Raw genomic sequence first — 23,742 nt, forward strand, 5'->3', positions numbered from 1 at the left:
ACCTATCGATTTTTCAATTCTATCCAACTGCAACTAAAAATAAATGCATATGAATCTCCTGCGTAAATATCTAATTACGCGAGATTTTAGCCGCTTTGTAGTGGTCGGTGGTCTAGGGTTTTGTATTGATGCTGGGCTGCTAACTATTCTTATAGAAGATAATTTGGATGTAATGCTGGCACGCAGTTGTTCATTTTTTGTGGCTGTAAGTGCGACCTGGATGCTAAATCGTCTTTGGACCTTTAATTCGGGGGGCTTTTTAAGTATTCGGAGAGAGTACGCCTACTATTTTAGTGTCCAGATATTGGGTGCTGCAATTAATCTCTCAATTTTTTTCATATTAATTGATTTCTGCCCTGAATTTCTTGATATTCCTTTGATTCCTCTTGCATTTGGCGCAATAGCATCTTTGATGTTTAACTATGTAGTTTCGAAAAAAATAGTTTTTAAAAGTGAAAGTATATGAAATATATTGACTATTCCGGTCGAGACAATCTTGAAATTATGAAGGAGGCGGTAAACTATAACAAATATCTTTTCAATTTAATAGTTTCATCTGCAAAAAAAGAAGATTGCCTAGTCGATTTTGGTGCAGGCAATGGATTATTTTCTTATCCTGTTGCTTTCGCTGGATACCGTTTGATTTGTGTAGAGACCGATCCAGTCCTTTCTGCTATTTTAGTAAGCCATGGCATGACCGTTCTCAATGATCTTGCTGAAGCTGAAGATGGAAGTATTGACTACATTTACTCGCTGAATGTATTGGAGCACATCGAGGATGATACTGGTATTCTTGGGTTATGGTTTCGAAAATTGCGACCAGGGGGAAAGTTATTGGTATATGTTCCTGCTTTTCAAATATTGTTTAGTAGTATGGATCGAAAGGTTAAGCATATACGCCGTTATAATAAGCTGGAACTTCATGAAAAAATATCCAGCGCGGGATTTGATGTTGCAGAGTCTCGCTATGCCGATGGATTAGGATTCTTGGCTTCGCTTATATATAAAATTTTTGATAAAGGAGATGGCGCTGTGGATCCAGGAATGCTAAAAGTCTACGATCGTTGGGTTTTTCCTCTAAGCCGACGCCTTGATGTAGTTACACATCGCATCGGCGGCAAGAATGTTTATGTTCGAGCTGTCAAGCCTGGGAATTTTATAAATAAAGATCGTCACTGATTTTATGAATGGTGACTCACTCTTTGGTGCTAGATTTCGCTATTTTATTGAGCTGCGATCTGTGCTGGTGTTTATTGCAATTTATTATATTGCAGTATATTTTTTTATTCCCGCCACACCAGGGAACGCACCCAATGATCATCCTTTGGGATGGTGGGGATGGTTCGATCAGGGAAAATACCTCTTATCTGCGAATGCTCTGTCAGTTCTCGATCTGACTCCGGATAAGCATTTTTATCCGCCGCTTTATTCTGCACTTGGCGCAATATTCCTCAAGTGGTCAAGCGGTCATATGTATTTTGTTCTTAATCTTTTGAGTCTGTTGTGGTTTGCTTTTGTATTTCTGCGATTTGCAGATAGATATGTCCCACGGTGGGGGGGCGTTGCTCTTTTATTCGGAACAACAATCTTCAACTACACTTTGTTCGAAAACTATGTAATACCCTGGACTTCGACGCTTAGCGTGGCATTGCTTGCCAGCGGCTTCCTTGGATTGGTTTGGCTGGATGAAATAAAAAATGGTGCTCCCACTCGGGTTAGTGGGCTGCAAGTTTTTTTTGTTGCTACTTGTATTGGCCTGCTGGTCCCGACAAGACCAGCGGATGCACTAGTTGGCGGCGTAATTGGCATTGCCTTGCTGATTGGATATTGGACAACTCGCAGTGAATGTGCAGAAAGGGTTCCCAGACTTGGTGATTTTATTCTCCTGTCGATTGTTGGAGCGAGCATAGGCCCTTTATTATTTTTTGGTTTTAATGCGATAGTTTTTGACTCGCCAACCGGAGGGTACATTCAGGCTGCAGGTGCTAATGGTTACTTTCCTGCTGATCTTCTGGAAAAATTTATTTCGCTATGGCTAGATGGATTTGCGCTTTACGGTGAACCTAATGCTGGGTTGACTGAGCGATACCCTTGGCTTTTCTTGTCCTTGGCAGGGGTTGTGTGGGTGCTAATTCGAGGTGATAGTTTAATAAGAGCAGTTGCTTGCACAGTTGTTTTTTTGTTTATAATTTATCTACCTTATGGGGATTTATTGCCGAATGGTATTTGGCGTTATCTTAATGTGCACTATTTTAAATGGGCTTTCCCATTTATGGCGCTGTTTGCAGTTCTGCTCGTTAAGGATGTGTTGGTTTCCTGGCGGCGGAGTAGGGGTTGGGTAGTACCTTTAGTCTTGCTAATTGGGATGCCTATGCTTTTGCTTTCTTTGCATTTTTCTTTTAATCTGAAATCGATTCCGCTGAATATTGAAAAGGGAGAGTTAAATGTCTCGCTAAATTTGGCTGGCGAGCAAATTGATTTTATTGATTTTAAAGGGGTTTCGGGGGGGGCTGCAGATATATATTTTGGGGCCCATGATTTAATTTTGGATGGTAGGAAGCTTACTCGGGTGAAGGATTTTCGTTTGCTCCCGATGAGTTGGGGGGTCAGGCTGCTTTTCATTCGACCAATTATTGGTCATTCCCTGGAGTTTTATCCTGATCGAAAGCTGACTCGATTGTCGGACCGTTTGAGTGTGCACCTTGGCTCCTATCGCTTTGCATTGGGTGCATTGAAGCCTTTTAGGAAAGTGGCTCAGAACGAAATAAATACTGATTACAAAATTGGTGAAGTCATTGATTTTTCAGTGCATGGAAATGGGGGGCTTTATGCAACACAAGGATGGTCGGAGCCAGAGGCTTGGGGGCGTTGGTCGATTAATAAGGAAGCCGCAATTCAAATGCGTTTGAATGAGCCATCGAACCAGGTTTTGGAGCTTGAGTTAGTTATGGGTGCTTTTGTTGGTGATTCACATCCATGTCAAAAGATACATGTCATTTTTAATGCGAAAGAGATTTCGAATCAATCTCTATGTCTTGGGAATGGGGGTGAGCAGCAGTCTTCTTATAAGTATCTATTGACAAAAGAGTTGTTGCGTGTGGATGATGAAATTGACATTCGACTCATTACGCCAAATTCCGTATCTCCCGCCGCCTTAGGAATCAGTGCAGATGATCGTGTGCTTGGAGTCGGGGTTAGGTCGCTAAGAATATCTGCTGCTCAGAAATGAGGTTGACCTATTTTTTATTGGGCGGCCGCTTTTTCGGCAGCGATGCCATAGAACTACTAATTCCTTGCTTCAAGGCACCAGGTAGATATTTATCAGCAACTTTAAAACCGTAATTTTATATTTTGACGATATTTGAAATGGTAAAGAAAACTGCACTTATTACTGGCATTACAGGTCAAGACGGCGCCTACCTTGCAGAGCTACTGACCAATAAAGGCTACAAGGTCTACGGTACGTACCGCCGCACAAGTTCAGTGAATTTCTGGCGGATAGAGGAGTTGGGCATTGAAAACCACCCCAACCTGCATTTGGTTGAATACGATCTGACCGACTTGGGATCCAGCATTTCACTGGTGCAAAAAGTGCAGCCCGATGAAATCTATAACTTGGCCGCGCAAAGCTTTGTTGGTGTGAGCTTTGACCAGCCTAGCACCACGGCGCAGATTACTGGCATTGGCGCGCTGCATTTGCTCGAAGCCATTCGCTTGGTCAACCCAAAAATCCGCTTCTACCAGGCCAGCACGTCAGAAATGTTTGGCAAGGTGCAGGCGATTCCGCAGGTAGAAGAAACACCTTTTTACCCGCGCAGCCCCTATGGCGTGGCCAAGCTGTATGCGCATTGGATGACGGTAAATTACCGCGAGAGTTACAACATTTTTGGCAGTAGCGGCATTCTGTTCAACCACGAAAGCCCGCTGCGTGGCCGCGAGTTTGTCACCCGAAAAATCACCGACAGTGTGGCCAAAATCAAGCTGGGTCAGTTGGATGTGCTGGAGTTGGGCAACCTCGATGCCAAGCGGGACTGGGGTTTTGCGAAAGAATATGTCGAGGGCATGTGGCGCATGCTGCAGGCCGATGAGCCTGACACCTTTGTGCTAGCCACCAACCGCACCGAAACCGTGCGCGACTTTGTGTGCATGGCCTTCAAGGGCGCTGGCATTGCGGTGGACTTCCGTGGCGTGGCAGAGCAAGAAACGGCAGTAGACACCGCCACTGGCAAGACGGTGATGCGCATCAACCCCAAGTTTTACCGCCCAGCAGAGGTAGAGCTGCTGATTGGTAACCCAGCCAAGGCCAAGGCCAAGCTAGGCTGGGCGCCCACCACCACGCTAGAGCAGCTGTGCCAGATGATGGTGGAGGCAGATTTGCGCCGCAATCAAAACGGGGCATCGTTTTGAACATTCTGCTGACTGGCGCAAACGGCTTTACTGGGCTGCGTTTTGCTGAGCTGGCGCAGCAGGCGGGCCACGCCGTTACAGCACTGCAGGTTGACCTGACGCAGCCCCAGGCGGTGTCAGACGCGGTTGCCGCAGCGGTGGCGGCGCTGCCCCAGGCGCAGCCTTGGGCGGTGGTGCATTTGGCCGCGCTCAGTTTTGTGGGCCATGCGGACGAACTGGCGTTTTATGGCGTCAACGTGCAGGGCACGCTGAACTTGTTGGCAGCGCTGGCGGGGCAGGCCGTGCGCCCATCGTGTGTGCTGGTGGCCAGCAGCGCCAATGTGTATGGCAACTGCCCGCAATCGCCGATTGCCGAATCGCAGGCACCGGCGCCTGTCAACCATTACGCGGCTAGCAAACTGGCTATGGAGCACCTGGCCCGCACTTACGCCGACCGGTTGCCGCTGGTGCTGACCCGGCCCTTCAATTACACCGGGCCGGGCCAGGCGCCACAGTTTTTGATCCCCAAGCTGGTAGACCACTTTGCGCGCCGCGCCCCGGTGGTTGAGCTGGGCAACCTGTATGTAGAGCGGGAGTACAACGATGTCGATTTTGTATGCCACTCGTACCTGCACCTGCTGGCCCATGGCGAGCCACTGGGGCTCTACAACATTTGCACCAGCATGACCTACACGCTGGACGACGTGATTGTGCGGCTGCGCCGCCTGGCCGGGCACGACATCGAGGTGCGCGTTAATCCGGCATTTGTGCGCGCCAACGAGATCCAGCGCCTGTGCGGTGACCCCGCCCGCTTACAGGCGGTGTGGCGCGCAGCAGGCGATGCGTGGCCCACAGCGGTATCGCTGGATGCCACGCTGGCAAGTATGCTGGCTGCTGCTGCGGCCTGAGGAGGAAAAGAGCATGGGCTTGCGGCTGGTTCTGGCGACCGATGCCATCTTTCCACCACTGACCGGCATTGGCCGCTATGCCTATGAGCTGGCCACACGGTTGCCGTTGCGCGATGACGTGGAAGAGTTGCGCTACCTGGGCATGTGGGGCTGGGGGAATACGCCTGGCGCCTTGGGTGCCGGTAGGCTGCCGGCGGGAGGGGCTATTCCTGTGTCCCCAGCATGGTTAGTGCCTGTACGCCGCTATATGGCAGCCAAGCATTGGGCGGTGGAAGTATATGACCAGATATCAGAGGTTTGGCGCAGTCGGCTGTTGCGCCAGGGAAATGGCGCGATATACCACTCGCCCAACTATTTTCTTCCTGCCTATCACGGGCCCATGGTTGCTACGGTGCATGACTTGTCTATCGTCCGTTTCCCGCAGACCCATCCAGCCGCACGCAGGCGGTATTTTGATTTGGCATTCAGGCGATCGCTGGATCGTGCCGATGCCTTGATCACTGATTCTGAAACCGTGCGCCAGGAGCTGATTGCCGATTATTCTGTAGCACCGCAGCGGGTAACTGCCATTCATCTGGGGGTGGATGCATCCTTTCGCCCCCACGCCGAAGGGGAACTGCGACAGGTTCTGGCCCGCCATGGCTTGGAGGGGGGGCAGTATGTGCTCAGTGTGGGGACGCTGGAGCCACGCAAGCGGCTGGATCAGCTCATAACTGCTTATGCGGGCATGCCTGTACAGCTGCGGACACGTTTTCCGCTGGTTTTGACGGGTGCCCGTGGCTGGCTGAACGAGCGTGTGCGGCCACTGATAGAGCGTGGCCAAGCCGAGGGCTGGTTACGGTATCTGGGGTTTGTGCCCCAGGCAGACTTGCCCGCCATCTACTCCGGGGCGCACGCCTTTGCCATGATCTCGATTTATGAAGGTTTTGGCCTGCCATTGCTGGAGGCCATGGCATCGGGAGTGCCGGTGCTGACCTCTGATCGTTCATGCATGCCCGAGGTAACCGATGGTGCCGCGCTGCTGGTTGATCCTGATGATGTGGAGGTGATCCGGGTGCAACTGGCGCGTCTGATAGAAGACACGCCATGGCGGGCCGGTGCCACGGATCGTGGCTTGGCACGCGCTGGCGCGCTCACTTGGGAGCGCTGCCTTGAACAGACTACAGAGGTATATCGGTCTGTTGCCTGAGCAAGGATGTGCATTCAAGCAAGAATCACAATGCAAGAGGGATTTATGATCCCTCTAAAATGGCAGTCATTTGTATGGTTCTAAATATATGTTGCATTATATATTTTGAATATATAAAACATTGATTGTTATTTATTAAAAATCATTGAAAACAAATAGTTCACCCTGAAAAATTCGCCTCTCAGCAGCGGGCCTGTCGGTCATTGCATGCAGCGGCGAGCCGTGTCGCGGTGACCGCCTATATGTCACATCCCGGACAATTGCACAACTTTAAAAGCTATCCGCCCTTCCTGGCCAGCACGTTCGAGCGCCAGGTTACAGAGTTGCATGTGCGAGTGGCTTTGCTCAACCGCTTCACGCAGCTTGGGAGCACCGATGACGGTGCCTGTGGCTTCTGTGGTGTAGCTGCATTTGGGGCTGTGGGATTATATGGTCCCGATTGGTTTTTCGCAAGAAAGCCGATTCAATCTTGAATCACGATGTACGACGGAAGCTCACGATCGCTCCAATCACGGCAAGTATTACTGTAACCATGTACAGAAACTGATTTCCCCTGAGCCTGAGCTGAGAGCAAAATTGCAAGGAATCCCTTGCCTGCTGGATCGGATAATCTGATGGCCCATTGCTGTGTGCCTTGGGCGCAGGAAGCTGCTCCATTGATAGTGCCCGCGCCAAACATGACAATGTCCGGGCTGTGCATAAAAATATTAGTCACTTTTCCAGACGATGTGCCAGCTTGGGCTTGAATGCTAAATGTAGCAGATGCGAGAGATATAAGAATTACGGATAATTTTTTCATCATGAATTCCGATTTTAGTCAAGCAAAAGATTAAGAATGGGTGTAAGATCTACGGTCGTCGAATTTCTACTTTGGTAGCTAGCGGCAAGTGTCACTCCGTTAAATGATTCATAGCCATTGAGTAGAATGTGATAGGTGCCTGCGGAAGGGGTTGGAAATGAACATGTTTCATTATTTCCAACAAGATACGGCCTGCAGTCGTATGATGCTATGGTGGGTACCTGTCCAAACTTCACATAAAGATCAACGTCCCCTGTTCCGCCACTGATTCGAATAGCGAGGTTGGTAGCTCCGGTAGGGATCGTTACAGAGTAACTTCGCGTAGAACCAGCACTTCCAGACAGGTTATTTTGTAGCAGTGGCGTTAGCGTGGTACCACCTGAACTCAGGTTGAACTGGGCATTGACGGTGGTATTTGCATTGATAGTGAATGCGCAAGAGCCCGTACCGGTGCAAGTGCCACCGCTCCACCCTGCAAAAGTGCTGCCTGCAGATGGGCTGGCGGTCAGAGTAACTGTAGATCCTGGCGTCAACGATTCCGTGCAGGTCGCGCCGCAGTTGATGGCTCCTCCTGATCTGGTTACCGTGCCCGCCCCTGTGCCGATCTTGGCAATCGAAAGCACGCCTACGGGTGTTGTCGTAAATGTGGCGATTACATTTCTGTGGGCGCTCATCGTGACGGTACAAGTGCCAGTGCCGGAGCAATCTCCAGACCATCCAGAAAAACTGTAGCCTGTGCCAGGCGTTGCGGTGAGTGTGGCAACTGTGCCGCTGGCGAAGGATTCGTTGCAATCAATTCCGCAGTTAATCCCGGCTGGAGAACTGGTGACAGTGCCTGTGCCCGACTTGCTGACCGCCAAGTCGAAAGTGCCTGAAGTGTCCAGAGGCAGTTTTGACTGGGCCTGGTTAGACATGACCGTAGGCACACGATCTGGATTCACCCCGTAAGGGTGGTTGGTTCCAAAAGTCCAGCTCAAATTGCTCATGCCGCCAGTCAACAGGTGGCAGTAGCTCATGATGGTGCCGTTGCCTTGGCCTGCCCCCCCGCCCGTGGTGGACGATAGGCCGGGCAAATAGCCCAGGCGCCCGGCTCCGCCTAACGAAATGCCGCACTGCCCAGTGGAATTGCCTGAATAGCAGCAATCAATTGCACCGCCAGTGTTAGGCGATGGTGCGATAAAAGGGTTGTCATAGTCATGCGTGTGAGAGCTGCCAAACGCATGGCCAATTTCGTGGGCCACCACGATGGAGTCCCAGATGACTTGAGGGTTTGATGCGCTAAAGCTGCCAGAGAGGCCAGCGCTAACTCCGTAGGCAATGGTTGGGCTGGACAAACTCCCAACGTAGGCGATGCCGCCACCTATGTTCTTACCGCTCATTAGGTGCACGTGATGTCTGGAAACCGATGCATTGGCGCCAGCGTTCCAGAAAGCCTGGAGCTCATCCAGCATTGTGCTGGTAGACGTTTGGGTCCAAGGGTCGGCTGACGTCGTGCGGATTAGTATTTGCTTTAAATTAAAACGGGTAGCAACTTCTACTTGATACCTGCTGCTGATGTAAGTAAGAAGGTCTGTGATGTAGTTAAAAGTTGCTGCTTCAGAGCCCAATTTCTGAAAGAGTTCATAGTCGCTATCGATGATAATGTCCGCACGGCGTGGGCTGCCAGCCTTTTCAGCAAGAATTTTTTGAGAATTTGTCTTGCCAGTTTTTAAAAGCTCTTCGATGCCAATATTTCGTTGAACCGGATCACTCTGCAGGAAAGAAGGTGTTACACCGCAAGAGAACTCCCGGTTGACAAAATCTTTTTGATGGTCAATCAAGCGTGAAACAGCTCGCCCCCCGTCTGCGCTGCGTTCCGGCAGTAGTTCGTTAACGATAGTCTCATTGCCTCGGTGGATGATGGTCCGAATCTCACCATCAGAGGTAACCGTTACAAAAGCATAGCTGTCTGGTTTGTCTTCTAAGCCACCAATGAAATGGGCGCCAGTGGCAAGTGGAAATGCACGTACCCCCTTTTCATCTACCACAATATATTGTGTATCGCTGCCAATAACTTCCGAGCGGCGAAGTTCTAGATTAACGACTGCGGGGGCTATATCGTTAATTTTGAGATTCTCTATTCGTAGTGTTTCGCCCACCTTCGTGTTCAGTGCCGCCGTCGCCATTTTCTCTGAAGGGGGTTGTCCAGGTACCAGCTGTAATACCTGTTGGGCGCGGGCTGTGCCAAAAGAAATTGCAACTGCCGAGATCGATAAAATCAGTATCGATCTGCACACTGACCTGATTTGAATTGCTATATTTTTCATTTCACGGGGGCGTTGGGGCCAGCAAGGGGCAGCGCAGGTGGGGCGGGGGGCGCGACTTAGCGGCTTGAATGGCAATGTAAATTCAATGTAAATTTCAGACAAAATCTAATGCAGATTGTCACTTGTGGCAAGCGTACTTGGCCTTAAGCTGGGTGTGAGCTGCCAGCAACCTCATGCGCGCACCAGTTTGCGGGCAAGTGCATTGGCGATCTCAAATCTGAAGTGCAACACCCTCACCGAGGGTAATGTACGCAAATGGGAACGAGATACGAACACTTGCAGCCAGAAGAGAGGGTGACGTTGGCATCGCTGCGCCAGCAGGGCTGGAGCATCAGGGCCATAGCCCGCCTTCAAGGCCGCAGCCCCAGCACCATCAGCCGTGAGTTGCAGCGCAACGCCTGCAATGGCTGTTATGCCAGTGAGTCTGCGCAGCGCAGGTGCCAGCAGCGGCGCATTCAGGCCAGGCCACACCCCAAGCTGCACAGCGGCGGGGCTTTGTGGACTCTTGTCACCACCATGCTGTGCTGGCTGTGGTCGCCCCAGCAGATTGCACGCACACTCCAGCGCATGTATCCCCAGGAGCCGAGCATGCATGCCTCGCACGAGAGCATCTACACCGCTATCTATGCATACCCACGCGGTGAGTTGCGCCGCCAGCTCATCGCACTGCTGCGCCAGGGCAAGAGTACACGCCGCCCGCGTTCAGCAGGCTCTGATCGGCGTGGTCAGATTCCAGACATGGTCTCTATCCATGTTCGCCCACCCAAGGTCAATGATCGCGTGATGCCGGGGCATTGGGAGGGAGATTTGATCAAGGGCGCTGGCAACAAGTCGGCGGTGGGTGTGCTGGTAGAGCGCTCAACGCGCCTGGTGCTGCTGTGCAAGATGCCTGACGCATCCGCAGAGAGTGCGCTGGCCGCGTTCACCAACAAGCTGCGCCAGATTGCACAGCCGATGCGCCAGACACTCACCTACGACCAGGGCAAGGAGATGGCCCGGCACAAGGAACTCGCACAAGCTCTTGGCATGCGGGTGTACTTTTGTGATCCGCACAGCCCTTGGCAAAAAGGCAGTTGTGAGAATACGAATGGGCTGCTGCGCCAGTTCATGCCCAAGGGCACAGACCTGAGCGTTCATGACCAGGATGCGCTGGACTCCATGGCCGATCTAATGAACAACCGTCCTCGTCAGACGCTCGGCTGGGATTCTCCCTATCAGGCTTTCCAGCAATTCATGACGACTATCGCCGAGAAGAGCTCCGCTACCATTCATTGAATATAAACCAGCGGTGTTGCACTTCAGATTTGAGATCGCCATTCCATTAAGCAAACCTACCGTGGGAGTGCTACTTGCTCGCTGACTCTCTGCGCACTTTCCACTGCGCGAGGCAGAGCAGGGTGGTGGCAATCATGTATTTGCCCACGTTGAACCACGAATTGAAAATCCGTGATGTCCCCACAGCCCGCAAATTCATGGACACGGGAACCTCGGCGATCGTGAGGCCAGCGCGGCGTACCAGCAACAGCGCGCCCAGGTCCTGGTAGTCGAGCAACGTGGCTTCACGCGACGCAAGTGTCTTCATGGCTTTGTGGTTGTACAGCCGAAAGCCGGAGGTCAGGTCGCGCAGATCAAAGCCCGCCAGTTGCTGAAACCACCGCCACGCAAGCTGGCGCATGCGGCTGGCCCGTTCGGGGAAGGCGCCGACAACAAGGTCGGCTTGATCGCGCGCCTTGAGCAGCGTCGGGATTTCGTCCACTTCGTGCTGGCCGTCGGCGTCCATGGTGATTACGGCTTGGTATCCATGCCGGATCGCATAGCAAATGCCTGCCTGCATTCCGCCCCAGGCGCCCATGGGTAATGTCGGGTTGAGCACCCGTGCCCCGGCTGCACGCGCGATGGCGCCCGTATCGTCAGTGCTTTGGTCGTTGATGACAACGATGTCGTGCCAGCCTTTTGCCCTGAGGGCTGCCAGCAATGTGCCGATCGTGGCTGCTTCATTGCGGGCGGGGATGACGATGAGCATGTCTTTTCGGCTACCACGGTAATGGTCGGTCTCGGGCGCTGCCAGTGCATATTGGTCGGAAACGCGTTGCTCACAAGTCGCAATGGAGAAATGTGTCTGCAAGGCGCGTTGCCCTGCCATGCCCCAGTGCGAGCGTTGGGTGGGGCTGCTTTGCATCTGCTGAATTGCATTTGCCCAGGCCGCAACGTCTTCGACCGGGGCTTGCAGGCCAGCGCCAGCGGTCTCCAATACCCAAGGCATGCCTGAACCTGGCAGCGCCGATACGATGCACGGCTTGGCATGCTGCATGGCTTCAAGCAGCACCATGCCAAACGCTTCGGTCCGTTCGCGTGAGGCAAGGCAAAACACGTCGCAGCTGTGGAGCAGGCTGTTCTTTTGCACATCATCCACATTGCCCAGCAACCGCACGTTGGCTGGCTTGCCAGCAGCCGTGAGCGCGTCGATCAAGGCTTGCAGTTCTTTGCGACGCTCTCCGTCACCCACAATCAACAGCTCCACGCCGCTCAGGCTCATGGCCGCTTTGATCAGCGTTTCAAATCCCTTGTAGTAGGTCAGTCTGCCAATGGATAACAGGCGCAGGGTGTTGCTGCTCCAAGGGGACTCCGCTTCGACGGCACGGTCTGGTTCAACATCCAGATGGCTGGTGTCCAGGCCCAGGGGGATGATTGCGCATTTCTGCCGCCATGCTTTCAGGGGCTCACTCGCTTCAAGATAGGGTGGGGATGTCGCAATGATGCGCTGGGCACGATAGAGCACCGCTTGCTCAAAGGGGCGATACAGCCGGTAAGCCAGTGCGATGGTGGTTCGGATGCGCGATACCACCACGTCGGATTGCCAGTGCACAACCCATGGTATGGCGCGTGCGCTGGGCAGAGTCAGGGCCCAAAGAGCGGAATTGTTGGGCATGTGCAGGTGTAAAACATCCGGCCTGTGCGTTGCGATGGCTTCGGACACGGCGGCGCGGAATCCCATCGCAATCGGGGCATAAACCAGTTGCAACTGCACAGGCACCCGCGTGAGCCAGGGCGGGTCTCCCGCCTCGGGATCACCATGGACTACTGCTGCAGCATCAATGCCTGCTGCGCGCTGCGCCTTGATCAGGTCGGCAAGAAACACTTCCATCCCCCCTCGGTGTGGGGGATAAAACTTGCCAATGTGTAATACGCGCAAAGTCACAGCCTGCTTGTCTGGTCGCTACTTATGCTACTTCTTTGGGGCAGCGATGATGGCGCGCATCTGGTTGTACTGCGGGTTCCGAGGGTCCAGCTTGATGGCCTGATCGATGTCGCTCAAGCTTGCTGCCTGCTGGCCCGCCTGGTGGTGGGCGATGGCGCGGCCGTAGTAGACCGGGGCGCCGGGGTTGGTGGCAATGAGTTGATCAAACACCTCAATGGCTGCCTTGGTCTCGCCTTTGCCCACCCGCGCCATGCCAAGGCCCAGCAGCAGGCGTGGATCTTTGGGGCTTGTCTGCAGCAGTACCTTGAAACCGCCGATGGCCTCGTCGTAACGTTGTGCGGCCATGGCTGTTTCGACCAGTCGAATGCGAATGGTGGGCACCACGTCCTGCTGCTTGCTGTCTTTTTCCGTTCTGGACAAAGCCACGCGGAAGCTCTCCAATGCGGGTACCAACTGCCCCAGGGCTGCTTGAGATTCGCCCTTGTGAAAGTGCAAAGCTGGCTCGGCGTAGCCCTGCGCTTCGGCTGCAGAAAACGCTTGCAGTGCTTCTGCGTGCTTCTTCTTGAATTGCAGAACCACGCCAGAGTTGAAAAGGGCGCCATTGCCCAGTTCGCCTCGGTCGCGCAGGGCAACCGCCTTGCCAATGTTCCGCTCTGCCTGCTCTGTCATCCCTTTGCGGATGTAGTAAGCCCCCAGATTCAAGAAGGGGCGGCTGCGTCCGACCGCATTGGCCGGTGCGGTAAGGTCGGTCTTCTCTGCCGCGTCTGTCCAGGCGGCCACTTCGTCGGTCAAGGAGAGTTGGCGCTCCAGGGCCAAGGCTCCAAACACCATCCCAAGCACCACGCCCCAGGTGTAGATGGTTCGAGGCTTGAACCCGGTCAGCGCAACCGCCAGCAATCCCGGCAGCGCAACGGCCCAGAGGTAGCTGCGATAAAGCACAAACGGGTCTTGTACCCACACGGTGGAAAACTCCGTGGCAAACCACACCAGCGGGAAAAGCACCAGCAGGGCCGCCAGACTGAGCGCTCCGGTTCGCCTCAGCAGCAGCCAGGCCGCGCCGATCAGCAGCGCCACATACCCAAACGCACCCAGTACATGCCATGAAGACGCCAAACCCAATGGGAAGGCTGGCCGAATGTCGATAGACATCCACCCCACGTAAGGCACGATCCACAGCAATCCGTATGCAAAGAAGAGCGCAGCCTGGTTGATGATGCTCAGCGGGAACATGCGTTGTGTGATCCCCGGTTGCAAGGCTTCAAGCTGCTGCGCAAATGCTACTGACTGCGCATCAAACAGCCTGCCCATGACTGCGCCATAAAAGTGCAGAAGTACCGCTGCCACTAGCGCCAGCAACAGCAGCGTGCCGCCCGTCAGTGCCAAGGCTTTTTTCCAGCTGGGCCGCCGTACGTGTATATAGAGGGGTACGGTCAGGGCAATGGTCATGACCGCATGTTCCTTGGACAGCACCGCGAGCAAATAACTCAACAGCGCGCCTGCATACCAAGCCATGCGTTGCGTTTGCAATCCGCGCACGAACGCCCAGCAAGCCAGCACCGCGAACAGGGTGGCCATGAGGATGGATCGCTGAATCAGGTAGCCCACGGCATAGACTGCCACGGGATGCAGAGCGAACAATGCCACGCCAACCCGCAGCGCAGCACGTTGGGAAGATGCAAAGTGCGCCTGCTCTTCCATGTCCTGCGGGAAGCGGGTACTGGCCAGCAGCGCCTTGAAGAACACGTACACCGCTGCCACCACGCCCAGGTGCAGTACAAGGTTGACGATGCGCTGCTTCCACCAGCCAGCGCCCACGAAGTGTTCCACCCAAACGAAGCTGCCGTAAGAAATCATGCGCTGCTTGACGTCCAGCAAGTTTCCATAGACGCCAAAAATGGAGCCTTCCGTTAGGCGCAGGTCATCAAACAGCAGTTCGTTGTTCAATCCGGGGAGATACACCCCCAACACGGCCAACAACAAAATCAGGGCGAAAAGGTAGGGTGCTTTGCCGGATTCAGCCATGAAAGGGCTTCAGAGGGAGAAAGAGGGAAGCGCCAACCCGAGCGGGAGGCGGCGTGCGGAGGCAGTGTAGCAGAGCAAAAAATGCGCCCAAACGTGAAAAAGTGTTCAAAAACAGCGAATTTGTTTGGGACGGCGGCCGCGCGCGGCGGCCTGCCGCTGCATTTGACCTTCTTCCCTGTAAGTTCGAATCTGGCAACGGCTGGGTTGCCCGGTTCAGCGCCGAGATGCGAGCAGCATCAAATCCAGGTTCTGAACAGCCGCCCCCGATGCCCCCTTGCCCAGGTTGTCGAACACGGCAGTCAGCAGCACCTGGCCATGGCGGGCGTTGCTGAAAACGCCCAACTGCAGCTGGTTGGTGCCGTTGAGGGCCTGCGGGTCCAGGTGCTGGGTGTCTTGCGCTTGCGCCAGGCCCAGGACTTCAACATGGTCCGCACCGAGAAAGTGCTGGGCCAGGCAAGCGTGCAAACGCTCACCGGTGGTGCCTGCGGGCAGCTGGCGCAGATGCAGCGCAATGGTGAGCGCAATCCCCTGGCGGAACGAACCATAGGCCGGAAGAAAAAACGGGCGTTGCGACAGCCCGGCATGCAGGGCGATTTCCGGGGTGTGTTTGTGTTCCAGACCCAGGCCGTAGAGCTGGAAGGCCGGGGCGTTGGCTGCGTTGGGGCCTTCATGTTCGTCCACGCGAGCCCGTCCGCCGCCCGAATACCCCGACACCGCGTGGATGGTGATGGGAAGGTCAGCGGGCACGAGCCCCGCCTGCACCAGGGGCCGCAGCAGGGCGATGGCGCCCGTGGGGTAGCAGCCTGGGTTGCTGACCCGCTTGGCGCCAGCAATGCGCGCGGCCTGGGCAGCGCCCATCTCTGGAAAGCCATACACCCACTGCGGGTCCGTGCGGTGCGCCGAGCTGGCGTCGATCACGCGCACGGCGGGGTTGACGATGGAGGCGGCTGCTTCGCGGGCAGGGGCATCGGGCAGGCACAGGATGGCGATATCGCAGCTGTTGATGGCCTCGGCGCGGCGGGTGGCGTTCTTGCGTTCGGCCTCGGGCAGGGTCAGCAGCTGCAGATCCGTGCGGCCACGCAGGCGTTCGTGGATCTGCAAACCGGTGGTGCCTTGGTCGCCATCGATGAAGACAAGGGGTGGGGTGGTCATGGGGCGGGTTCCTGCAATGGAGGGGATGTGGAATCTTCGGTCCCGGTCTAAACTTTGAAAAGTTGAATTTCACAAACATCAGGATCAGGTTTACTGAACGTCATGCGTGAACTCAATCTCGACCGGCTGCGCACCCTGGTCACCATTGCCGACCTGGGCTCCTTCGCAGAAGCCGCGCGCACGCTGCACCTGGCGCCGCCCACGGTGAGCCTGCACATCGCGGACCTGGAGGCCTACATCGGTGCGCCATTGCTGGTGCGCAAGCGGGGCGAGGTGCGTCCGTCCGCCGTGGGTGAGGTGCTGGTCGAACGTGCCCGGCGCTTGCTGGCGGACGCGGATGAAGCGATGGACCTGGTGCAACGCCAGGTGCAGGGGCTGGCGGGGCGTGTGCGCCTGGGCGCCTCCACGGGGGCCATTGCGCACCTGCTGCCCCAGGCCCTGGAGGCGCTGGGCCAGCACCACCCCGGCATCGACGTGCAGGTGGCCGTGCTCACTTCGCACGAAACCATGTCGCGGCTGGCCAATGGTGTGCTGGATGTGGGCCTGGTGGCCCTGCCACAGGCAGCCCTGCGCGGTGTGGCGGTGCTGCCGTGGCGGCGCGACCCAGTCATGGCGTTTGTGCCGTCCACCTGGCCTTCGCCCGCGCGGGTCACTCCCGGCTGGCTGGCGAGCCAGCCGCTGATCCTCAACGACGATGGCACCAGCCTGTCACGGCTGACGGGCGAGTGGTTTGCGCAAGCCGGCGAACACCCCAAGGCGCGCATCCAGCTGAACTACAACGACGCCATCAAGAGCCTAGTGGCGGCAGGCTATGGTGCAACGCTGCTGCCGCAAGAGGCTTCCACCTCCGTGCCACGGGACCCCCGCATCCGCATGCTGCCGCTGCAGCCCCGCCTGTGGCGGCCGCTGGGTATCGCGCACCGTGCGGGGCCAGTCGAGCGGGCCACCCAGCATGTGCTGGATGTGCTGTGGCAGCAAAAGCAGGGGTAGGGCAGTGGCAAGGCGGGGGCGGTACCGCCCATGCCCATCGTGTTGCTCACCATGCGGCGCAAGATCGGATGCGCAAATTACAGATAAAAATCGGCTCTAGGGATTCTCTGCACGAATCCCCAAGCGATGCGATTGCGCGGAGGGCTGAAGCCCAGACAATACGAGCATGAAGCAAAGCAGCCTGGGCCTGAGCAACACAGTCAAGCGCACCCGCAAGCGCGAGTTCCTGGACGCCATGGAACTGGTGGTGCCCTGGACTGAACTGGTCTCGCTCATAGAGCCTTACGCGCCCGAAGCCGGACGCCGGGGTCAGCAGCCCTTTGCAGTGCAGACCCTGCTGCGCATCCACTTTATGCAGCAATGGTTCAAGCTCAGCGATCCCGCCATGGAAGATGCGCTGCACGACGTGCCAGCCTTTCGGGACTTTGCGGGCCTGACCCACTGGGACGAACAGATTCCCAGTGAATCGAGCATCCTGCGGTTTAGACACCTTCTGGAACGCCACAAGCTGGCCGATCAGATCCTGGCCACGGTCAATGCGCTGCTGCAGGCCAAAGGGCTGCAGCTCAAAGCAGGCACGATGGTGGATGCCACGCTGATTGCCGCACCCACTTCCACCAAGAACCAAAGCGGCGAGCGCGACCCCGAGATGCACCAAAGCAAGAAGGGCAACCAGTGGTACTTCGGTATGAAAGCCCACATTGGCGTGGATGCGGACTCGGGCCTGGTGCACACGGTGCGAGGCACTAGCGGCAACGTGGGTGACGTGATCGAAGCCAACAGCCTATTGCACGGGCAGGAGACAGACGCATTTGGAGATGCGGGCTACCAAGGCGTGCACAAACGGCCTGATGCCAAGCCAACCGTGCGCTGGCACGTAGCCATGCGTCCAGGATTGCGCCGGGAGTTGGACAAGGACAAGCCTCTTGAGGCGCTGATCGATCAACTGGAGCGCACCAAGGCCAGCATCCGGGCCAAGGTGGAGCACCCGTTCCGCGTGCTCAAGCAGCAGTTCGGGTACGTGAAGGTGCGCTACCGAGGGCTCAAGAAGAACACGGCGCAGCTCGTCACTCTATTTGCGCTGTCAAACCTGTGGATGGCAAGGCAAAAGCTGCTGGAATTCGGACAGGTGCGTGTGCAAGGGGCGTAAGGCCCCCGCGAAGCCGGGCAATTGCCCTCGCGCAGCGCCTGCTGGGCGTGCCCAATCGCCCAAAGCGGGTGTTGTTTTAGTTCGGGCGTCGCTACGGCACAGCCAGAACCGATTCGTGAAGAGCTTCCCTAGCGCTTATCTATAAGGCGCAATTAGCTATCAATATAGTAGCGTTGGTGGCTGCTTCAGAGGGGGGTCTCGGGCGCCAGCGCGCTGAGCACCATGCGCACGATCAGCTCCTCGGCCTTTTCGTAGTCGCGTTCTGTCAGTGCCGGTTTGCCCAGCAGCAGGGCGAACTGGGCCTCCTGCTCCGCATAGGCCTGCGTGACCGACCAGATGATGAACATCAGGTGCGTGAAGTTGACCTTGGCGATGCGGCCTTCTCGGGCCCAGCGTTCGAAGGTGCGCACCTCGGTCTTGAGCAGCGGCGCCACGCGCTCGATGATGGCGTTGCCATAACGTGGTGCACCGGCAATCACCTCTTTGGTGAAGACCTTGGCGCCCTGGGGGCGCGTGCGCGAATACTGCAGCTTGGCGCGGATATAGCGCCGCAGCGCCTGCTGGGGGTCGTCGCTGTGCGACAAGTCTTCCATCCCGGCCAGCCACTGGGTGAGCACGTCGTCGAGCACGCGTTGGTACAGCGCCTCTTTGCTCGGAAAGTAATACAGCAGGTTGTGGCGGCTGATGCCGATGGCGGCAGCGATGTTTTCCAGCGAGGCGCCCTCAAAGCCGAACTGCGCAAAGTGGTTCTCGGCCTCAGTGAGGATGCCCTGTTCCTTGAGCAAGCGCGAGGCGGTGGGCGCGCGGGGCGTTGTCTCGTCGCTGGAGGTGGCGCGCGTTGTCCTGGGAGCGCGGGGGGCGGTGTCTGCGGGGGACGGGCGGGCGTCGGTCATCGCACCATTGTGGAACAAGCCAGGGGCCAAAAACTGGCATTTCGCTGGCGTGAGACGGAGATTTGTGGCGATTTGGCTGGCACGGGGTTTGCTCTAGGGATTTTACCAATTGGTAAATTTTTACGGGTTGGTAAATTGACCCACCACACAGGGCACCGCTGCGCCAAAGCAGCGGGCACCTGAATCCTACAGCGAGGCCCACGATGAAACCTCCGAAGTTTGCAAGCACAGGCGCCTGCGCCTGCGCTGCATTGGCTGGCCCCAGCCGCATGCGCAGCCAGCGCTGCGTGGCACGGGCGCATTGGAGCGCCTGCATGGCCTGCGCCCAGACCCCCACCCTGACCCTCTCGGAGGAAACCTGATGGACACACCCGCAAGCCGTGCCTGCGGCATTCATGCCGCACGCCTGAACCTGGCCGACTACGCCGCCAACTTCAGCGACGCGCACCCGCCGCTCACCAAACCCCAGGCCCTGATCGAGGCCGAGCGCTGCTACTACTGCCACGATGCGCCCTGCGCCACCGCCTGTCCCACGGGCATCGACATCCCTTCGTTCATCCACCGCATTGCGCAGGACAACAACCGGGGTGCTGCCCGCGCCATCCTGGAGGCGAACCCGCTGGGCGGCATGTGCGCCCGCGTGTGCCCCACCGAGGTGCTGTGCGAGCAGGCCTGCGTGCGCAACACCAACGAAGACAAGCCGGTGGAGATCGGCTCACTGCAGCGCTACGCCACCGACGCCTTCTTTGCCCAGCCCGGTGCACCGCTGTTCCAGCGCGCAGCCGCCACCGGCAAGCGCGTGGCCGTGGTGGGCGCTGGGCCTGCGGGCCTGGCCTGTGCGCATGGCCTGGCCGTGCGCGGCCATGACGTGGTGTTGTTCGAGGCGCGCCCCAAGCTGGGCGGCGTCAATGAATATGGCCTGGCCAGCTACAAGACCACCAACAACTTTGCGCAGAAGGAGGTGGAGTGGCTGCTGTCCATCGGCGGCATCGAGGTGCGCACGGGCCAGCAACTGGGCCGTGACATCACGCTCGACAGCCTTCTGGGCGCGTACGACGCGGTGTTCCTGGGCCTGGGCCTGCAGGGCGTGAACGCGCTGGGCGTGGCCGAGCCCACCGCCACCGGACTGCGCAATGCGGTGGATTTCATTGCCGAGCTGCGCCAGAGCACTGACCTCTCGACCCTGCCCGTGGGCCGCCGCGTGGTGGTGATTGGCGGCGGCATGACGGCGGTGGATGCCGCCGTGCAGTCGCGCAAGCTGGGCGCCGAAGAAGTGACCATCGTCTACCGCCGGGGCGCCGAGGCCATGTCGGCATCGGCCGTGGAACAGCAATGGGCGCAGACGAACGGCGTGACCATCCGCCACTGGGCTGCACCGAAAGAGGTGCTGAGCGAAGGCGGCGCTGTCAAGGGCGTGCGTTTTGCCGCCACGGCGCTGAGCGGCGGCAAGCTGGTGGAAACCGGCGAAACCTTCACGCTCGATGCCGACATGGTGCTCAAGGCCATCGGCCAGACCTTTGTGGCCGAGCCTGTGGGCAAAAGCATTGCGCTGGAGGGCGGGCGCATCGCCACCGATGCCGAAGGCCAGACCAGCCTGGCGCGTGTGTGGGCCGGTGGCGACTGCCGCGTGGGCGGCCGCGACCTCACGGTGGAAGCGGTGGAGCACGGCAAGGTGGCCGCTGTCTCCATCCACGCCGCACTGATGGCCTGAACCCCTTCACCCAGTTTTCACGGGAGCACCCCATGGCAGACATTCGCAGCAATTTTCTGGGCATCCAAAGTCCCAACCCCTTCTGGCTCGCGTCCGCACCCCCCACCGACAAAGAGATCAACGTCACCCGCGCCTTTGAGGCGGGCTGGGGCGGCGTAGTGTGGAAGACGCTGGGCGAAGACCCACCTGTGGTCAACGTCAACGGTCCGCGCTATTCCACGCTGATGTCGCAAGACCGCCGCGTGATCGGCCTGAACAACATCGAGCTGATCACCGACCGGCCGCTGCAGACCAACCTCGAAGAGATCAAACGCGTCAAACGCAACTGGCCGGACCGCGCCATGATCGTCTCACTCATGGTGCCGTGCGAGGAGCAGAGCTGGAAGAGCATCCTGCCGCTCGTCGAAGACACCGGCGCCGATGGCATTGAACTCAACTTCGGCTGCCCCCACGGCATGAGCGAGCGCGGCATGGGCGCGGCCGTGGGCCAGGTGCCTGAATACATCCAGATGGTCACGGCCTGGTGCAAGCACTACAGCAAGCTGCCCGTGATCGTGAAGCTCACCCCCAACATCACCGACGTGCGCCACCCCGCACGCGCCGCCAAGGCGGGCGGGGCGGATGCCGTGTCGCTCATCAATACCATCAACTCCATCATGGGCGTGGACCTGGACCGCATGGTGATGAGTCCGAGCACGGACGGCTGGGGCTCGCACGGCGGCTACTGCGGCCCGGCCGTCAAGCCCATTGCGCTGAACATGGTGGCCGAGATCGCGCGCGACGCGCAGACCGCGGGCCTGCCCATCAGCGGCATCGGCGGCATCACCACCTGGCGCGATGCGGCCGAATACATTGCGCTGGGCTGCGGCACGGTGCAGGTGTGCACGGCGGCCATGGTGTACGGCTTCAAGATCGTGCAGGACATGTGTGATGGCCTGTCCAACTTCATGGACCAGCACGGCTACGCCACGCTGGACGACTTCAAGGGCCAGGCCGTGCCCACTGTGAAGGACTGGAAGAACCTCAACCTCAACCACATCGAAAAAGCCGTCATCAACCAAGATGCCTGCATCCAGTGCGGCCGCTGCCATGTGGTGTGCGAAGACACCTCGCACCAGGCCATTACCTTCACCAAAGAGGGTGGCGTGCGCAAGTTCGAGATCAACGAGGCCGAGTGCGTGGGCTGCAACCTGTGCGTGTCGATCTGCCCCGTGCCCGAGTGCATCACCATGCGCGCGCTGGAGCCGGGCGAAGTCGATGTCCGCACGGGCAAGAAGGTGACGGGCGAATACGCCAACTGGACCACGCACCCCAACAACCCGCAGCGCGTGTCTGCCGCAGCTTGATATGCGCCTCCTGCGTGCATGTGCCACAGACCCTGCAAGGCGTTGTGACAGCACCCGTTGTGGTGCTGATTTGCAACGCATGCTGCACTGCATCTGGTGCAGTTCTTGCGTGATCTCTAGCATCGCTCGCTTCCCTTTGCCCGCCATCTGCCAGCGTGAGGGCGCTGAAACAGACGGTGGGTTGTGTGCAACCCCAACGACGTCTTTGACAGGAGTACAGGCATGACCAACAGTACCGGCAGCGCTGCCCACGTGGCGGGGCTAATGCCCGGCGGAGCCTCCAACACGCTCGCCAATGAAGATCTGCTCCCCACCACCGCCGCGCAGCGACACTGGACCTGGAAAGACTTCTCCGCACTCTGGGTGGGCATGGTCGTGTGTGTGCCCACCTACACCATGGCGAGCTCCATGCTGGACCAGGGCTTCACCTGGCAGATGGCGGTGTGGCTGGTGTTCCTGGCCAACTGCATCGTGCTCGTGCCCATGGTGCTGATCGGCCGCGTGGGGCCCAAATATGGTGTGCCGTTCCCCGTGCTGGCACGTGCTTCGTTCGGCGTCAAAGGCGCCAACCTGCCCGCTGTGCTGCGGGGCCTGGTGGCGTGTGGCTGGTTCTCCATCAACTGCTATTTCGGCGCGCTGGCGCTGCATGGCTTCCTGAACATCCTGGGCATGGGGCTCGCGGGTCCGGCGGAGGGGCAGACCATCAGCACCTCGCAGTTCATGTGTTTCCTCGCGTTCTGGGCAGTGCACATCTACTTCATCTGGAAGGGCCCAGAGTCCATCCGCAAGCTCGAAGTGATCGCCGCGCCGCTGATGATCATTGCGTCCATCGTGCTCGTCGTGGTGCTGATGATGAAGGTGCCTTCGGGCCAGCTCTTCAACCTGCCTGCCAAGGTGGTCGAGGGTGGCCCCAAGACCTGGGCGGCGCTGACGGGCCTTGTCGGCTTCTGGGCTACGCTTGCGCTCAACATCCCGGACTTCACGCGCTTTGCCAAGTCGCAGAAGGACCAGGTCATGGGCCAGGCCATTGGCCTGCCAATCCCCATGGCGCTGTTCTCCATGGTGGGTGTGATTGGCTTCTCGGCATCGGCCATCCTGTATGGCAAGGCACAGTTGTTCCCCGACGGCTTGCTCACGCAAATGGGCAGCGTGGCTGCGGGCGTGGGCCTGCTGGTGATCCTGCTGGCCAACCTGACCACCAACGTCGCCGCCAACCTGGTGTCGCCGTCGTATGACTTCAGCCAGGTCGCGCCGTCCAAGATCAGCTTCCGCATGGGCGGCCTGATCGCTGCGCTGATTGGCCTGGTGTTCATGCCCTGGAAGCTGCTGGCCACCTCGGGCGGCTACCTGTTCACCTGGCTGGGCGGCTACGGCACGCTGCTGGGCGCCATCGCGGGCATCCTGCTGGTGGACTACTACCTGGTGCGCAAGAGCGAGCTGAAGGTGGACGACCTGTACCGCCGTGGCGGCGAATACGAGTACAGCAATGGCTGGAACGTGCAGGCGCTGATTGCCTTTGCGCTGGGCGTGCTGCCCTGCCTGCCGGGCTACCTAGCCGTGTCGGGCGTGATCGACAAAGAGGATGTGCCCGGCCTGCTGCTCGCGCTGTTTGACTTTGGCTGGTTCTTCAGCCTGGCCGTGGCCGGCACCTACTACTACCTGACTGCCAAGAAAAAGTGACCCCTTGGCCC

Annotated in this window: 19 protein-coding genes and 1 pseudogene; 14 read left to right on the forward strand and 6 right to left on the reverse strand. The window is 57.6% G+C overall.

The annotated features are described in order from the left end of the window. Positions 1–49: 49 nt before the first annotated feature. The 7 genes and pseudogenes from C8C94_RS23130 to C8C94_RS23155 all read left to right on the forward strand — a co-directional run. Complete coding sequence (locus C8C94_RS23130; RefSeq protein WP_158603842.1) at positions 50–466, forward strand: GtrA family protein; 417 nt, start codon at positions 50–52, stop codon at positions 464–466. Next, on the forward strand, positions 463–1,179 hold the full coding sequence (locus tag C8C94_RS23135) for a bifunctional 2-polyprenyl-6-hydroxyphenol methylase/3-demethylubiquinol 3-O-methyltransferase UbiG (RefSeq protein ID WP_121422386.1): 717 nt from the start codon (positions 463–465) through the stop codon (positions 1,177–1,179). The genes C8C94_RS23130 and C8C94_RS23135 overlap by 4 nt, the downstream gene beginning before the upstream one ends. A 4-nt stretch (positions 1,180–1,183) precedes the next feature. Then, positions 1,184–3,229: a hypothetical protein gene (locus C8C94_RS25525; RefSeq protein WP_147433300.1), complete on the forward strand. Its 2,046-nt coding sequence runs from the start codon at positions 1,184–1,186 to the stop codon at positions 3,227–3,229. A gap of 137 nt (positions 3,230–3,366) precedes the next feature. Beyond that, the gene (gene gmd / locus C8C94_RS23140) at positions 3,367–4,407 is read left to right on the forward strand and encodes a GDP-mannose 4,6-dehydratase (protein ID WP_121422387.1); all 1,041 of its coding nucleotides are present in this window, start codon (positions 3,367–3,369) and stop codon (positions 4,405–4,407) included. Then, on the forward strand, positions 4,404–5,294 hold the full coding sequence (locus C8C94_RS23145; RefSeq protein ID WP_121422388.1) for an NAD-dependent epimerase/dehydratase family protein: 891 nt from the start codon (positions 4,404–4,406) through the stop codon (positions 5,292–5,294). The genes gmd and C8C94_RS23145 overlap by 4 nt, the downstream gene beginning before the upstream one ends. Before the next feature lie 13 nt (positions 5,295–5,307). Further along, complete coding sequence (locus tag C8C94_RS23150) at positions 5,308–6,483, forward strand: glycosyltransferase family 1 protein (RefSeq protein WP_199731338.1); 1,176 nt, start codon at positions 5,308–5,310, stop codon at positions 6,481–6,483. Positions 6,484–6,773: 290 nt separating this feature from the next. Then, positions 6,774–6,888, forward strand: a pseudogene (locus C8C94_RS23155) (IS5/IS1182 family transposase); the annotation flags it as partial. 58 nt (positions 6,889–6,946) lie between these two features. Here C8C94_RS23155 and C8C94_RS25530 read toward each other — a convergent pair. Both C8C94_RS25530 and C8C94_RS23160 read right to left on the reverse strand, forming a co-directional pair. Next, on the reverse strand, positions 6,947–7,282 hold the full coding sequence (locus C8C94_RS25530; RefSeq protein WP_147433301.1) for a hypothetical protein: 336 nt from the start codon (positions 7,280–7,282) through the stop codon (positions 6,947–6,949). Between the two features lie 14 nt (positions 7,283–7,296). After that, positions 7,297–9,588, reverse strand: a complete 2,292-nt coding sequence (locus tag C8C94_RS23160; protein ID WP_121422389.1) for a M12 family metallo-peptidase — start codon at positions 9,586–9,588, stop codon at positions 7,297–7,299. Between the two features lie 255 nt (positions 9,589–9,843). On the opposite strand from C8C94_RS23160, the gene C8C94_RS23165 reads away from it, so the two are divergent. Then, the gene (locus tag C8C94_RS23165) at positions 9,844–10,863 is read left to right on the forward strand and encodes an IS30 family transposase (protein WP_121422390.1); all 1,020 of its coding nucleotides are present in this window, start codon (positions 9,844–9,846) and stop codon (positions 10,861–10,863) included. 70 nt (positions 10,864–10,933) lie between these two features. Here C8C94_RS23165 and C8C94_RS23170 read toward each other — a convergent pair whose 3' ends face one another. The 3 genes from C8C94_RS23170 to argC form a co-directional block, all read right to left on the reverse strand. Next, positions 10,934–12,733, reverse strand: coding sequence for a glycosyltransferase (locus C8C94_RS23170; RefSeq protein ID WP_121422391.1), 1,800 nt, complete (start codon positions 12,731–12,733; stop codon positions 10,934–10,936). Positions 12,734–12,814: 81 nt separating this feature from the next. After that, positions 12,815–14,809, reverse strand: a complete 1,995-nt coding sequence (locus C8C94_RS23175) for a tetratricopeptide repeat protein (protein ID WP_121422392.1) — start codon at positions 14,807–14,809, stop codon at positions 12,815–12,817. A 213-nt stretch (positions 14,810–15,022) separates the two neighbouring features. Next, on the reverse strand, positions 15,023–15,961 hold the full coding sequence (gene argC / locus C8C94_RS23180; protein ID WP_121422393.1) for an N-acetyl-gamma-glutamyl-phosphate reductase: 939 nt from the start codon (positions 15,959–15,961) through the stop codon (positions 15,023–15,025). Between the two features lie 102 nt (positions 15,962–16,063). On the opposite strand from argC, the gene C8C94_RS23185 reads away from it, so the two are divergent. Next, entirely contained in the window at positions 16,064–16,951 is an 888-nt protein-coding gene (locus tag C8C94_RS23185; protein ID WP_121422394.1) for a LysR family transcriptional regulator, read from the forward strand. Between the two features lie 166 nt (positions 16,952–17,117). Then, the gene (locus C8C94_RS23190; protein WP_121422395.1) at positions 17,118–18,101 is read left to right on the forward strand and encodes an IS5 family transposase; all 984 of its coding nucleotides are present in this window, start codon (positions 17,118–17,120) and stop codon (positions 18,099–18,101) included. A gap of 185 nt (positions 18,102–18,286) precedes the next feature. Here C8C94_RS23190 and C8C94_RS23195 read toward each other — a convergent pair whose 3' ends face one another. Continuing rightward, entirely contained in the window at positions 18,287–18,994 is a 708-nt protein-coding gene (locus C8C94_RS23195) for a TetR/AcrR family transcriptional regulator (protein WP_121422396.1), read from the reverse strand. 203 nt (positions 18,995–19,197) lie between these two features. Between C8C94_RS23195 and C8C94_RS25665 the strand changes: the two genes are divergently transcribed. The 4 genes from C8C94_RS25665 (at position 19,198) to C8C94_RS23210 (ending at position 23,731) form a co-directional block, all read left to right on the forward strand. Next, positions 19,198–19,356, forward strand: coding sequence for a hypothetical protein (locus tag C8C94_RS25665; protein ID WP_158603843.1), 159 nt, complete (start codon positions 19,198–19,200; stop codon positions 19,354–19,356). Beyond that, a complete protein-coding gene (locus C8C94_RS23200) occupies positions 19,356–20,705 on the forward strand; it encodes an NAD(P)-dependent oxidoreductase (protein WP_121423044.1) in 1,350 nt (449 codons plus the stop codon). Before C8C94_RS25665 ends, C8C94_RS23200 begins: the two co-directional genes overlap by 1 nt. 32 nt (positions 20,706–20,737) lie before the next feature. Continuing rightward, entirely contained in the window at positions 20,738–22,051 is a 1,314-nt protein-coding gene (gene preA, locus C8C94_RS23205) for an NAD-dependent dihydropyrimidine dehydrogenase subunit PreA (protein WP_121422397.1), read from the forward strand. A gap of 222 nt (positions 22,052–22,273) precedes the next feature. Then, positions 22,274–23,731, forward strand: a complete 1,458-nt coding sequence (locus C8C94_RS23210; RefSeq protein WP_121422398.1) for an NCS1 family nucleobase:cation symporter-1 — start codon at positions 22,274–22,276, stop codon at positions 23,729–23,731. Positions 23,732–23,742 lie beyond the last annotated feature (11 nt).

This window comes from Acidovorax sp. 94 (assembly GCF_003634645.1).
GTDB lineage: Bacteria > Pseudomonadota > Gammaproteobacteria > Burkholderiales > Burkholderiaceae_C > Acidovorax > Acidovorax facilis.